The sequence below is a fragment of the Herbaspirillum sp. genome (assembly GCF_017744395.1).
GTDB lineage: Bacteria > Pseudomonadota > Gammaproteobacteria > Burkholderiales > Burkholderiaceae_D > Herbaspirillum.
In genome coordinates, this window is sequence record NZ_JAGIBI010000005.1 from 223,507 (window position 1) to 237,255 (window position 13,749).

The 13,749-nt window shown below is 64.8% G+C and carries 11 protein-coding genes; 3 read left to right on the forward strand and 8 right to left on the reverse strand.

Going from position 1 to position 13,749, the window contains the following annotated elements; translation table 11 throughout:
• Positions 1-97 precede the first annotated feature (97 nt).
• On the forward strand, positions 98-1,303 hold the full coding sequence (locus J7548_RS14730) for an MFS transporter (protein WP_290975517.1): 1,206 nt from the start codon (positions 98-100) through the stop codon (positions 1,301-1,303).
• 130 nt (positions 1,304-1,433) lie between these two features.
• Here J7548_RS14730 and J7548_RS14735 read toward each other — a convergent pair whose 3' ends face one another.
• The 3 genes from J7548_RS14735 to J7548_RS14745 form a co-directional block, all read right to left on the reverse strand.
• The gene (locus tag J7548_RS14735) at positions 1,434-1,778 is read right to left on the reverse strand and encodes a DUF1840 domain-containing protein (protein ID WP_290975519.1); all 345 of its coding nucleotides are present in this window, start codon (positions 1,776-1,778) and stop codon (positions 1,434-1,436) included.
• Positions 1,779-2,026: 248 nt separating this feature from the next.
• Entirely contained in the window at positions 2,027-2,557 is a 531-nt protein-coding gene (locus tag J7548_RS14740) for a hypothetical protein (RefSeq protein WP_290975521.1), read from the reverse strand.
• The gene (locus tag J7548_RS14745; RefSeq protein WP_290975523.1) at positions 2,557-2,985 is read right to left on the reverse strand and encodes a hypothetical protein; all 429 of its coding nucleotides are present in this window, start codon (positions 2,983-2,985) and stop codon (positions 2,557-2,559) included. The genes J7548_RS14740 and J7548_RS14745 overlap by 1 nt, the downstream gene beginning before the upstream one ends.
• Before the next feature lie 180 nt (positions 2,986-3,165).
• On the opposite strand from J7548_RS14745, the gene J7548_RS14750 reads away from it, so the two are divergent.
• Positions 3,166-5,199, forward strand: a complete 2,034-nt coding sequence (locus tag J7548_RS14750; RefSeq protein WP_290975525.1) for an oligopeptide transporter, OPT family — start codon at positions 3,166-3,168, stop codon at positions 5,197-5,199.
• Positions 5,200-5,339: 140 nt separating this feature from the next.
• On the opposite strand, the gene J7548_RS14755 is transcribed toward J7548_RS14750, so the two are convergent.
• From J7548_RS14755 to J7548_RS14770, 4 genes are all read right to left on the reverse strand, one after another.
• Complete coding sequence (locus J7548_RS14755; RefSeq protein WP_290975527.1) at positions 5,340-5,663, reverse strand: DNA-binding transcriptional regulator; 324 nt, start codon at positions 5,661-5,663, stop codon at positions 5,340-5,342.
• Positions 5,647-6,030 (reverse strand): type II toxin-antitoxin system RelE/ParE family toxin, encoded by a 384-nt coding sequence (locus J7548_RS14760; protein WP_290975529.1) that lies wholly within the window; start codon positions 6,028-6,030, stop codon positions 5,647-5,649. Before J7548_RS14760 ends, J7548_RS14755 begins: the two co-directional genes overlap by 17 nt.
• A 336-nt stretch (positions 6,031-6,366) precedes the next feature.
• On the reverse strand, positions 6,367-8,166 hold the full coding sequence (locus tag J7548_RS14765; RefSeq protein WP_290975532.1) for a methyl-accepting chemotaxis protein: 1,800 nt from the start codon (positions 8,164-8,166) through the stop codon (positions 6,367-6,369).
• 218 nt (positions 8,167-8,384) lie between these two features.
• Complete coding sequence (locus tag J7548_RS14770) at positions 8,385-9,065, reverse strand: response regulator (protein ID WP_290975534.1); 681 nt, start codon at positions 9,063-9,065, stop codon at positions 8,385-8,387.
• Between the two features lie 458 nt (positions 9,066-9,523).
• Between J7548_RS14770 and J7548_RS14775 the strand changes: the two genes are divergently transcribed.
• A complete protein-coding gene (locus J7548_RS14775; RefSeq protein WP_290975536.1) occupies positions 9,524-12,871 on the forward strand; it encodes an ATP-binding protein in 3,348 nt (1,115 codons plus the stop codon).
• 173 nt (positions 12,872-13,044) lie between these two features.
• Here J7548_RS14775 and J7548_RS14780 read toward each other — a convergent pair whose 3' ends face one another.
• Complete coding sequence (locus J7548_RS14780; RefSeq protein ID WP_290975538.1) at positions 13,045-13,716, reverse strand: response regulator transcription factor; 672 nt, start codon at positions 13,714-13,716, stop codon at positions 13,045-13,047.
• Between the last annotated feature and the right edge of the window lie 33 nt (positions 13,717-13,749).

A 13,749-nucleotide genomic window follows, 5' to 3' on the forward strand; every position in this document is an offset into this window, starting at 1 on the left:
CGCGGGCGGGCCGCCAGTTTACCATCCGGGGCCTCGCCGACAGGAATTTGCGGGTTCGGCTAAAGTGGCGGCCATCATTGGCAAGGAAAACAACACCATGCAAGCCACTCCCCCCGATACGACGCTACAACAGGACATCCCCCGCTGGATGGTGATATTGCTGGCCGCAGCCTGCGGCATCATCGTCGCCAACCTGTATTACGCCCAGCCGCTGATCGGCCCGATCAGCCGCGCCACCGGCATCTCGCCGGGCGCCGCCGGCCTGATCGTGACGCTCACGCAGGTCGGCTACGGCCTGGGGCTGCTGTTCATCGTACCCATGGGCGACCTGTTCGAGAACCGCAAGCTGGTGCTGATCGGATTGGCGGCGACCTGCCTTGGGCTGGCAGGCGCGGCCCTGGCGCAAAGCGCCGCGCAACTGCTGGTATCGGTGCTGGTGATCGGCCTGGCCTCGGTGGGCGCCCAGGTGCTGGTGCCTTACGCGGCCCACTTCTCGCTGCCGCATACGCGCGGGCGCGCGGTGGGCAGCGTCATGAGCGGCTTGCTGCTGGGTATCTTGCTGGCGCGTCCCTTGGCAAGCCTGGTGGCGGACCTGTTCGGGTGGCACGCCATCTTCGGCTTGTCGGCCCTGCTGGTGGCGGCGCTGGGCGTGGTGCTGTCGCGCCATTTGCCGCAGCGCCGTCCGCCTGCCGGCATGCACTATGGCGCCTTGATGGGGTCGATGTGGGTGCTGGTGAAGACCACGCCGGTCTTGCGCCGCCGCGCCTTCTACCACGCCATGCTGTTCGCCTCGTTCAGCATGTTCTGGACCGCTTCGCCGCTGTGGCTGGCCAGTCCCGCATTCGGCCTGTCGCAAAAGGGCATCGCCCTGTTCGCCTTCGCCGGGGTGATCGGCGTGGTCGCCGCGCCGGTGGCCGGACGCCTGGCCGACCGCGGCTGGAGCCGCCCGGCCACCGGGGTGGCCCTGCTGTGCGGCTCGCTGTCTTTCCTGCTGCCGCTGCTGGCGCCGGGCGGGGGCGATGTGGCGCTGGCCTTGTTGCTGCTGGCGGCGATCCTGCTGGACTTCGCGGTGTCGGCCAACCTGGTGCTGAGCCAGCGCGCGATCTACGCGCTCGGCGGCGAGATCCGCAGCCGCCTGAACGGCCTGTTCATGGCCACCTTCTTCGCCGGCGGCGCGGCCGGCTCCGGGCTGGGCGGCTGGATCTACGCGCAGGCCGGCTGGAGCGGCGTGGCCTGGTTGGGCTTCGCTTTCCCGTGCGCGGCGCTGCTGTACTACCTTACCGAACTGCGCGGCCGGAGATAGGCGCGGCGGGAACAGGGGGCGGGACTCGCGCTCCCGAATGCAAAGCGGCTGCCGCAACAGACGATTGCGACAGCCGCTTTTTTTGCGCCGGCGAAACCGCCGGCGCATCGTTCGGTTCAAGGCCCGAAGCTCAGACGCCCCACAGGATGTCGTAGTTGCCCTTCTTGGCTTCGCGCAGCATGTCCAGCAGCGGATAGGCGCGCGCCGAGAAGCTCACCGGCTCGATCTTTTCGTGGTTGTGGTCATCGGTATTGGCGTTGTGGTGGGCGTTGATGTCGCGCTCCAGCGCCTCGGCCGCTTCATGCGCCTTGCTGGCGGTGATCTGCTTTTCCAGCAGGGCGATGGCATCGCCCGACTCGGCCGCCGTGATCACGCCACGGGCGAGATCCTTGTGCAGCATGTCCAGGATGGGCTTGGCGTGCGACTCGTACATCACCACATCGGCGGCTGCCTTCGATTTGAATGTGATCAGCATATTTCCTCTGAAGTCCTTGATTTGAAACGATTTTTGTCGGTATGGCCAAGCGTGCTGCCGGGGATCGCCGGACCACTGGGAAATGCGCTGCGAACCATGCCGGCATTTCTTTTATGGCGTGTCCGGAACAAGTCCTAGAATACTACCCGCCTTGGGCTTTTGTCATCAGAGCCGCGCTTCATCCGACCCAGGAAATGGGCGGTCGCCACGGCTCGCCGGGCAGGATACCCGCTGTCCCGGTCATGTTGTCACGTTGGTTTGAAAGAGCCGAAGAAGGTTTCGATATTCTCATCGGTGACGGCCTTTGCGTCGCCCAGGATCAGCACCTGGTAGACGCGCCGGCCTTTTGCCGCCAGCCGCGCCACCAGCCGCAGCGGCCGGCCGCGCACGGTGCCTTGCGCATCCAGGTCCAGCGTACGCGAGAATTCCCCGGTCTTGCCCGGCAAGGCCGCCCCTTCGCGCGCCTTGCCGCCGATGTTGTTGAGCAGGGCGGCGGCCATCGCATCCAGCGCGCGCGCGGCGGCGGCATTGTCGGCCAGCTCGGCGGTGCCAACCGCGAACGTGGTGCCGTCGATTTCAGCCGCGGTCATGCTCATCTCGGCCTTGGGGCCGTCGAGGTCGACCGTGCGCGTCACGCGGGCCGGTTTGCCGGGCAGCAGCACCACGAAGTGGGCGCCGTCGTCGCTGCTTTCACGCCAGTTGTATTTGGGCGAGCAGGCGCCCAGCGCCAGCGCGGCGGCCAGGAGCGGCAGGAGAACGGTCATGCGTCGTTTGTTCATCAGCGGCATTCGTTGATGTAGCGGGTTTCCAACTGGCCGAGCTGGCCGTAGTCGGTGCCGCCGGGTTTGAGGAAGGTGCCGCGCGAAGTCGATGCGGTGACCGGGCCGGGAATGGAGGAGGGGGCGTAATTGGTGTCGCGCCGGCCGTCGCGCAGCGGACCTTCGGGATATACGTCGTATTGCGGCGGCGGGGTGCTGCGCGCGCGTTCGATCTTCAGGCGCAACTCGCGGCAGGCGGGGCTTTCGTTGCCGCCGTTGTCCAGGCCGGGGCGCGGGCTTTCACCCGGCAACGGGGCCAGGGCCTTTTTGACGTCGGCGGAATAAGGGTTGAGGATCTTGTCGGCACTGTTCTGCCCCAGGGCGGGCAGGGCCAGCAGTGAGACGGCAAGCAGCGCGCCGGCGTACTGTGCGATGTGGGATCTGCGCATGGTTGGACATGGATGATGGCCGTGGAGCCGGAACGCAGGATCATAGCAAAACTTCATCGTTTCCCGGCCCGGCGCCGGCGGAGATGGCATCGCCCTAAAAAATCGGATTTTGTCTGACGATAATTAGTCGATTCTTGCGGTATAAGAAACGATTGCACTTACTTAATAAGGGAGTTCGACATGCATCACGACAATGGGGCCGGCCTGCCCGAGCTGACTTTACGCGGCATGGTGCTGGGTGCGCTGATCACGGTGGTTTTCACGGCATCGAACGTCTATCTCGGGCTCAAGGTCGGCTTGACCTTTTCGTCGGCGATTCCCGCCGCGGTGATCTCGATGGCGGTGCTGCGCCTGTTCAGCGGCGCCAACATCCTCGAAAACAACATGGTGCAGACCCAGGCATCGGCCGCCGGCACGCTGTCGGCCATCATCTTCATCCTGCCCGGGCTGGTGATGATGGGGCACTGGCACGGCTTCCCGTTCTGGCAGACGCTGGGCATCTGCGCCGCCGGCGGCATGCTGGGCGTGATGTTCTCGATCCCGCTGCGCCGCGTGATGGTGGTGCAAAGCGACTTGCCCTATCCCGAAGGCGTGGCGGCGGCCGAGATCCTGCGCGTGGGCAGCGCCGACGCCGATGGCGGCGAGGAAAGCCGGCGCGGGCTGCGCGACATCCTGTTCGGCGGCGCGTTGTCGGCCGGCTTCAGCCTGGTGGCCGGCGGCTTCAAGGTGTTCGCCGAGAACATGAACCTGTGGTTTTCGGCCGGCGCCTCCGTGCTGCGCCTGCCGGTCGGCTTCTCGCTGGCGCTGGTCGGCGCCGGGTACATGATCGGCATCGTCTCCGGCATCGCCATCCTGATCGGGCTGGTGATCGCGTGGGGCATTGCCGTACCCTATCTCACCGCGGTCACGCCGCGCGATGCCGGCACGGCGATATCGGCTTTCGCCAGCGGCATCTGGAGCGGCCAGGTGCGCTTCATGGGCGCGGGCATGATCGGCGTGGCGGCGGTGTGGACGCTGGCCAGGCTGTTCAAGCCGATGGTGGACGGCGTCAAGGTGTCGCTGTCGACCCTGGCGCGAGGCCAGCAGGGCAGCGGCGAGCGCACCGACCGCACCGACCGCACCGACCGCACCGACCACGATATGCCGCCGGCCTGGATCATCGCCATTAGCCTGGCCATGATCGCCTTGCTGGCGACGGTGTTCGCTTCCTTCCTGTCGGATGCGCCGGTATCGCCCGCGCTGTTCATCGGGCTGATCGCCTATGCCGTGGCGTTCGCCTTCATCTTCGGTTTCCTGGTGGCGGCGGCCTGCGGCTACATGGCGGGCCTGATCGGATCGTCGTCCAGCCCGATCTCCGGCATCGGCATCGTCGCGGTGATCCTGGTGTCCTTGCTGCTGCTGGCGTCGGGCGCGGTCGATCCGCTGCTGGCCACGCCGCAGGGCGGCAAGCTGGCGATCGCCATCGCGCTGTTCGTCACCGCCGCCATCATCGCCGTGGCGGCCATCGCCAACGACAACCTGCAGGACCTGAAGACCGGCCAACTGGTCGGCGCCACGCCGTGGCGCCAGCAGGTGGCGCTGCTGGTCGGCTGCGCGGTCGGCGCGGCCATCATCCCGCCGGTGCTGAACCTGCTGTACAACGCCTACGGCTTCACCGGCGCGCTGCCGCGCGCCGGCATGGACGCGGCGCAGGCCCTGGCCGCGCCGCAGGCCACGCTGATGACGGCCATCGCCACCGGCATCTTCACCCGCGAACTGAACTGGACCATGCTGGTGATCGGCGTGGCGCTGGGCATCGTGCTGATCGTGGCGGACTGGCTGCTGGAACGCCGCGGCGGCACGGCGCGCCTGCCGGTACTGGCGGTCGGCATCGGCATCTACCTGCCGCCGACGGTGAGCATGGCGCTGTTCGTCGGCGCGGTGCTGGGATGGCTGATCGATGGCGGCTTGCGCCGCCGCGCCGCCGCGCTCGGCCAGGACTTCGACGACTACGCCGAGCGGCCGCGCCAGCGCGGCATCCTGGTGGCGTCGGGGCTGATCGTCGGCGAAAGCCTGGTGGGGGTGTTGCTGGCGGCGGTGATCGGCTTCACCGGCAAGGACGCGCCGCTGGCATTGGTGACGGGCGCTTTTGAAGGCATCGGGCAGTGGCTGGGGTTGCTGGCCTTCCTGCTGATCCTGTGGTCGGTGGCGCGGCGCGTGTTGTCGGCTCGTTGATGCATGCGCGCTCCGGGGTTGCCGGAGCGCGCGCCGAAAAGTAATGCCGTTCAATCAAGCATTGAACGGCATTTTTTTAGGAGCGTATAAAACCTCAGTTCAGACCGAGTAGCGGCGTAAGCCGCGCATGACAGGCGGCATCAAAGCACGATCTCAAGTCCTTTTCGATCAATCAGATTCAGCAGCTTCAAAGAGGGGCCGCTTGGCCGCTTGTCGCCCACTTCCCATTTACGCACTGTTGACGCGCTCGTATTGAGTGCAGCAGCTAAAACTGCTTGACTCAAATGAAATCGGGCGCGTAGAGCCCGAATTTTCTCAGCATCATATTCAGGCACAGGCTCAAGGCAAAGTGCTTCGTATTTTTGCATTTTGCGCTTGTCGATAAATCCAAGCCTATGCAAATCCACCGCCGTCTCATGCACTGCATCGAGAATCGGACTTTTGGCTTTAGTCTTGGCTGTCATTACAAATCTCCTGTAACGTACCCTCTGTTACTGCAAGATCAAGTTGTGCCCCTGTTTTAGATAACAAGTCTGCGGCAAGACTTTGCAACGCTTCAAGCTCACTGTCATTAATATTCGAGCGTACATTTTTCTCGAATCCGAATACAAAAAACCAACGATTTCCCTGATTGGTTGCTACCAGCGTCCTCGCACCGCCACTCTTGCCACGTCCCGAAAGAGCGACTCTTTTTTTCACTACTCCGCCACCAAGGTCGGCATCGATTAATCCGTCAGCCATCTCCTGGACAGCCTCGCATAAAGCCGCATCCACCATGCCTGACTTGCGCATCCAGCGGTGAAAGAAACGTGTTTTGAATACTCGCTTCATTTAAAGTATACCACTTAGTGGCATATTTTGAGATCCGAAAAATTGAATCCCGGCCTGTTTGATAATAAATAGGTCTTCCTCAAGAGAAGGCTCAGAGCATCCTACCGTCTTCATTGGATTGGCATGCGTCACCTGTCGTTGTTGCGGCTTCTTGTCGTAGTACTACTACGGCGCGTCGCCACGTCCAGGTAGACAACGCCTGATGACTGCTCGCACTCGCAAATGGAATGGCAACAGGCCCTTGCCTATTCCATCCTGAAATGATTTCGACCTGTTCACGGCGAGGCCATGAACAGGTTCTAAACGCGCAACGGAAGATGCTTGGGGAGGGGAGCTTCAGCGCATCTTGAAGCCGCCGACGATGGTGGCCAGCCGTGCCGCCTCGTCCTGCAGCGACTGCGCCGCTGCCGCGGCCTGCTCCACGAGCGCGGCATTCTGCTGGGTGCCTTCGTCGATGTGGGTGATGGCCAGGTTGACCTCGTCGATGCCGGCGCTTTGCTCGATGCTGGCGGTGGCGATTTCGCCGACGATGGTGTTGACGCTGCGGATGCTGCTGACGATCTCATCCATGGTCTGGCCGGCCTTGGCCACCAGCACGCCGCCCTCGGTCACGTTGGCCACCGAGGAGTCGATCAGGTCCTTGATCTCCTTGGCGGCTTGCGCGCTGCGCTGCGCCAGCGAACGCACTTCCGATGCCACCACCGCGAAGCCGCGTCCCTGTTCGCCGGCGCGCGCCGCTTCCACCGCCGCGTTCAACGCCAGGATGTTGGTCTGGAAGGCGATGCCGTCGATCACGCTGATGATGTCGGCGATCTTTTGCGAGGAAGCATTGATGGCATCCATCGTCGCCACCACGTTGCCTACCACTTCGCCACCCTGGGCGGCGATGTTGGAAGCGGCGGTGGCCAGTTCGTTGGCGCGCCGCGCATTGTCCGAGTTCTGCTTGACGGTGGAGGTCAGCTGCTCCATCGCCGAGGCGGTTTCTTCCAGCGAGCCGGCCTGCTGTTCGGTACGGGCCGACAGGTCCTGGTTGCCGGTGGCGATTTCGGAGGAGGAGACCTTCACGGTGTCGCTGCTGTTGCGGATGTCGAGCAGGATGGCGGTGATCTTGCCGACGAACTGGTTGAACGAATGCGAGATCTCGGTCACTTCGTCGGCACCGTCCTCCGGCAGGCGCATGGTCAGGTCGCCGCTGCCGGTGCTGATGTCGTTCATCGCATTGCGCACCTGCGACAGGCGCTTGAACACGGCGGAGGTGATCACGCTCATGATGGCCGCCGCCGCCAGCGCCACCAGCAGCAGCGCCACGATCGCCGAGCGCATGGCACTGCGCATGCCGGCGTTGGCGTCGGCTTCATCCATGGCCAGGATCAGGGTCCATTCGGTGCCCTTGATCGGCACCGGGCGCACCAGCTTGGTGGCGCCGCCGAGTTCCATCTTGACCGGCTTGTCGTCGCCCGCGATGGCGTTGAGCTTGTCGGCGGTCAGTTCCGGATTCCATTCCTTGGCCGGCTTGTTGACCCATTGCGCCTCGGGGTGCGCCAGCATCAGGCCGTCGCGGTCGACCAGGAAGGCGAAGCTGGCCGGGGTCGGATGGATCGAGCGCACCACCTCGCTCACGCCGTCCAGGAACACCGCCGCCGCGACCACGCCGACCATGGCGCCGTCTTTCTTCACCTGGGCGGTGAAGGACACCATCGGCTTCTTGGTGGCGACGTCGGTATAGGGTTTGGTCAGGACCGGCTTGCCGGCCTTCACAGATTGCAGGTACCAGGCGCGCTGGGTCGGGTCGTAGCCCGGCGGCAGGCCGTCGGCGCTGGAGGTGAAGGCGCTCTTGTCTTCCTTGCCGAAGGTGGTGACGTAGAAATCGCCGCTCTTTTGCAATTGCTTGATGACGAACACCGGATCGGCGTCGAGCACGCCGTCGGCCGCCGCCGCGGTCATCGCCGCCTTCGCTGCGACCCAGGTATTGATGGTCGATGCGAAGCCATCGGCGACGGTATGCGCATTGCGTTCGACGGTGCGGTCGTTGTCCTGCTTGATGATGAAGAACGACACCGCGCCCACCACCGCCAGGCTGGCGACCAGCAAGGCGATGCTGAAAAACATGATGCGCGTTTTGATTGACTTGAACATGGGCTTCCCTCTTTGGCGATTGGCTCCAGGGTTGGCGGAGAGGGGGATGCGCCTTTCCCATGGCGCATCCATCCCTTTGCTGGAGCCTGTTGTCCGAGGAGTATCGGCACTATCGCGGCGATTCTAAAGAAGGAATAAGGGCTGTTTTCGTTGAGCTTTCTGCCGGCAAGGCGGCGGCATAGTTGTCAAATGGCAATAATTGTCGCCGTGCCGCCGTTCTACGCGGCTTCCGAGCCCATCGAATTGGACGCCACGAGCCCGGTCTCCAGCGCATATTTGAACAGGTCGACATCGCGCTCGACCCCCAGCTTGCGCATGGCGCTGATCTTTTGCGTACTGACGGTCTGCTTGCTGCGGTGCAGCCGTTCGGCGATTTCGCTCACCAGCAGCCCGGAGACGAACAGGCGTATCACTTCCGCCTCGCGCCGCGTCAGGGAATGCCGGCCGCTGGGTTCGTTGCGCGACGACCTGGCCGCTTCCAGGATCTTCCGGATGGTCGGCGAATAATATGTGCCGCCGGCGAAAGCCGCATGCACGGCCGGAACCAGGTGGCTGGGATCGTCGGACTTGCTGAGGATGCAGTGGACCCGCTCGGCGACCAGCGCATTGAGGATCGCGGGATTGTCCATCATGGTCATCACCACCACGCGCAGGTCGGGGAAGCGGCGCGTGAGGAAGGCGATCATCGAAATGCCGTCGCCGTATTCGCCGGAGGGCATGGCATAGTCCGTCACCAGCACGTCGCAAGGGTGCCGGTTGAGGAGATCGACGATTTCGGTCGAGTTGCGGGCCGTGCCCACCAGCTTGAAGCTGTTGATGTCGCCGATGGCGTTTTGCATTCCGAACAGCACGGCGGGATGGTCATCCGCGAGCACAAGGCGAATCGAAAAAGTGTTCATATGGGTGGTCCTCCTGGAACCAATTCGTATTAGCTTGTCCGGTCGGACGGCACCTGCCTTTCCACCGGGTTGTTCGCTTGCTGCCACATCTGGATTTGCAAGCGTCTCTGTCGCGGCGAGGCGACGATGAACTGGTTCAATTGAGTGAGAAATAATTTTCTTTGGGCCTCAGGGAGACTCGCAAACCCGAACAGCAATTCTGTGACGAGCATAGAAACAGGGGACATCATTTGCACTCCGAAAAGGCCAGCAGGGCATTGCTGCCATGTTGCTGAATTGTATGAAGCGCGCTGTTTTCTAGTAATCGGACGAGAATGAAAATTTGCCGGTGGCTGGGATTCGTACGAAAATCCGGTTCGCAATCCCGCAATCATGGGCCGGAGATTTGCTACATTGCTCCGCTTTAATTTTCCAGGACCAGCGCGGCTGCCTCCATCCGACAGGGACGGCCCAACCCAATGAATATCTCGCCAAGTTCACCCGTGCCGATCGGCAAGGAAATAGGATTGTTCAGCCGCTTGCAGCGGGGATTGCTGTTCGGCGGCGCGGCGGTGATGTCGGCGGTCATCCTGGGCGTGGCCGCATTGGCGGTCTACGCCGACGTGTCCGGCTACATCGCCCACGCCAGGCTGGTTTTCACCGCCCACAAGTCGCAGCTGCTGCTGGAGGTCGAGACCAAGCAGGCCGCGCTGCGGCGCGGCGTGATCCATGCCGAGATGCTGTGGGAACTGGACCGCCGCCACGCCTCGGGGGATGTGCTCATCCGCGACTTCAGGCGCCAGGGCGGGCGCATCTACCTGCAAGCCAACCCCAAGGTACTGCCGCAACAGGCCCTGGGCGACGTGGTGAACCGGCCCGCCGAGGCGTACCGCGACTACCTGGTCTTCAGCGAGGAGATGGCCTATACCGTGAGCGCCAGTTCACGGCAGCGCGGACGCAGCCTGAGCGGCTACCACTACACGCCCGACGGCACCTACATCACCATCATCCCCCCGCCCAGGTCGGGGAACCCGTTTGCGGACGTGCGGGCGGGTAGCGTGCGGGATCTGGTGCGCCGGGTCGCGGTCGACCTCGGCGACCTGGGCAACCCGGCCGTCGGCCGCACGCTGCGCGAATCGCGCAAGGTGAAGTGGGTGGCGCCGCATATCGATCCCTTTACCGGCCAGAGCGTCTTCAAGCTGGCCCAGCCCGCATTCGACGGGGACAAGCCGTTCATGGTCTTCGTCAGCGACCTGCCGGTGCAGGTGCTGTCGGACCGCCTGGCGCAGTCGCCCTACGACGGCAGTTTCTTTCTGGTTTCCGGCGAAGGGAAGGTGCTGTTGCAGGGCGTCGGCGCGGCTTCCCAGTCCGACCTGGCCAAGCGGGTCATCGACGGCAAGGCCTGGCAGCGCGGCCTGGCGCGTTTCGACGACAGCTATGGCGATGGCCTGTTCACCCTGAGCGATCCGCTGTCCGAAACCGGCTGGACGCTGGTCTACGCATACTCGTGGCATACCATCCTCAACGCGCTCAAAGGCCCGCTGCTGGGGTATGCCGCGGCGACGATCGCGGTCCTGCTGGTGCTGTGGAGCGTGGTGCTGCTGTTCCACTACCGGGTGTTCCTGCCGGCCTACCGCGGGTCCTTGCGCGTCTACGAAAGCGAGCACCTGAACCGCGCGATCATCAAGACGGCGCCGGTCGGGCTGAGCCTGATCGACCAGGAGTCCGGCGCGGTGCTGCTGCAAAACGAAGCGGCCAGCGGCTATGCGGCCGATGGCCGGCCGTTGAACGAACGCCTGCTGCAGCTCTACGCGGACCATGAGGAAAACCGGGGCAAGCCGGTGACGCGGGATCTGAACGCCATGGATGCCCGCCGCAAGCCGGTCGAACTGCATGTCGACCTGGTCCCCGGCAAATACCAGGGCGAGGCGGTTTTGTTGTGCAGCATCCTGGACATCACCGTGCGCAAGGAGGCCGAGCGCGCCCTGCACGACGCGCGCGTGGCCGCGGACAATGCCAACCGCGCCAAATCCGCCTTCCTGGCGACCATGAGCCATGAAATCCGCACGCCGCTCAACGCCATCCTCGGCAACCTCGAACTGATGGGGAACGAACCGTTGCCCGGTCCCCAGGCCGACCGCCTGCAGACCGTGGCGGGCGCTTCGCGCACCTTGCTCTCCCTGATCGACGACATTCTCGATTTCTCCAAGGTCGAGTCGGGGCAGATGGGCATCGAATCGGTCCCGTTCGACCTGGCCGAAGAAGTCGAGTCGGTGATCCGCGTGTTCCTGCCGCGGGCCGAAGAAAAGGACGTGGCCTTGTATTACCGCATCGAGCCCGGCCTGTCACCATGCGTGGGGGATCCGTTCCGCTTGCGGCAGATCCTGGGCAACATCCTGAGCAACGCCATCAAATTCACCGATGCCGGCGAGGTGGCGATCGAAGTCGGGTCGGACCGCTCGGGCAGCGCGCCGATGCTGTGCCTGCGCGTCAGGGACAGCGGCATCGGCATGACGCCGGAGCAGCAGCAAGAGCTGTTCAAGCCGTTCGCGCAAGCCGATTCGAGCATTACCCGCCGCTTCGGCGGCACCGGGCTGGGCCTGGCCCTGTGCAAGAAGATCGCCGGCCTGATGGGCGGGACCATCCGGGTCGAAAGCCTGGCGGGGCAGGGCAGCACGTTCATCGTCGAACTGCCCGTCGCGCATACCGTGCAGGCCGCCATGGAAGGCGCGGCGCCCTTGGCCGGCAAGCGGGTTTCCCTGTTGTGCGCCGACCCGCTGTGGCAGGCCGCCATCGAACCGCACCTGCGCTACTGGGGCGGGCAGGTGACGCCTGCCGATGCGCCGGCGCGCCTGCCGGCGCAGGCCGATGTGCTGGTGCTGGCGGGCGGTCCGCGCCCCTGGCCGGTGGCCGACGAGGACGCGGCGGCCGCCGGCGCCGGGCAGGTGGTCGACCTCCTGGAGACGGGGCCCCAGGCGCCGGCCGAAGCCTCGGGACGGACCATCGTGTCGTGCTACTCGCTGGCCGGCCTGTTCCGCGCCGTCGCGCAAGGCGCGGCGGTGTCCGGCGCCGCCGCGGGCGCGCTCCCGGGGCTGCAGCAAAGCGGCGCCGCCCCGTTGCGCATCCTGGTGGCGGAAGACCATCCGGTCAACCGGCGCCTGCTGCACGACCAGCTGTCCTTGCTGGGGCAGCAGGTGGTCCTGGCAGAAAGCGGCGGACGGGCGCTGGAGCATTTCCACACGACGCCGTTCGACTTGGTCCTGACAGACCTGGACATGCCCGGCATGGATGGCCGCATGCTGGCCCGCGCCTTGCGGGCCCAGGGCGCTTCAATGCCGATCCTGGCGGTCACGGCGCATGCCGGCGAGCAGGAACGCATCGCCTGCCTGGAAGCCGGCATCGACGAGGTGCTGACCAAGCCGCTGTCGATCCAGACGCTGGGCCGGGTGCTGGCCGCCTATGCGCATCAGGCCGCGGTGCCGGCTGGCGCCGGTACCGGCGCGGCGTACCGGGCGTTCGAGAAGATGCTCGCGGGCGGCCCGCTGGGCGAGGATATCTGGGAGGCGTTGTCGGACTCGTTCCGCCACTACATGGCCACGCTCAGGGCCGGGCTGGAAGCCGGCGACGCGGCGGCGATACGCAAGGGCCTGCATGCCGTCAAGGGCAGCTTCGCGATGGTGTACGAGCATGGCCTGGCCGAACATGTCGACCGTATCGGGCAACTGGTCGATAGCGGCGCCGATGCCGGCGCCCTGGCCGCCGAGTTCGATGCATTCGAGCATGCCGCCATGGACATGCTCAGGCGCCGCGCGCCGGCGCCGCAGTGAGGCGTGCCGGACCAGGCGTCAATGCAGTTCGGTTAAGCCGCCAAACCGAAGCGCGTCGTCCCGGCGAAAGCCGGGATCCAGTGTCTTTCGTTGTGTTTTCGTTGTGTATCAACAGCCGGTCGACGACACCGGGTCCTGACCTTCGTCAGGACGACGGGGACAATTCCATGGCATCAGGGTTCGGGCGACGCCTGCGACGACGTCACCCAGCCGTGCTCCATCGCGTACCTGACCAGGTCGGTATCGCCCGAGAGCCCCAGCTTTTCGATGGCGCGGGTCTTCTGCGTGCTGATGGTCTGCTTGCTGCGGTTCAGGCGCTCGGCGATCTCGTTGACGCTCATGCCGGAGACGAACAGGCGCACCACTTCCGCTTCGCGCGGGCTCAGCGCGGCCGTCTTGTCGGCATTGGCGCGTTGCGCGGTGCGCAGCTTCAACACGGCATCGACCACCGGGGAATGGTACTTCCCGTCGGTGTAGGCGGCGTGGATCGCCGGAATCAGGTGGGACACGGCATCCGACTTGCTCACGATCGCGCGCACGCCGAGGTCGTCGAGCGAGCCCAGGATGGCGGGGTTGTCCAGCATGGTCAGCACCACCAGCTTGACCTGCGGGAAGCGCCGGCCGAGGAAGCGGAACAGCGTGATGCCGTCGCCGTACTCGCCCGCCGGCATCGAATAGTCGGAAACGACGACATCGCACGGCGTCTTCTCCAGCAAGGCCACCAGCTCGGTCGAATTGGCGGCGTTGCCTTGCAGCTTGATCGTGGGGCTCGATCCCAGCTCATGCGTCACGCCGGCGATCATCGCCGGGTGGTCGTCCACCAGCACAACATTGATGCTCCACATGCTTGTTTCCCCTCTCCTTTGAGCGTGCTTTGA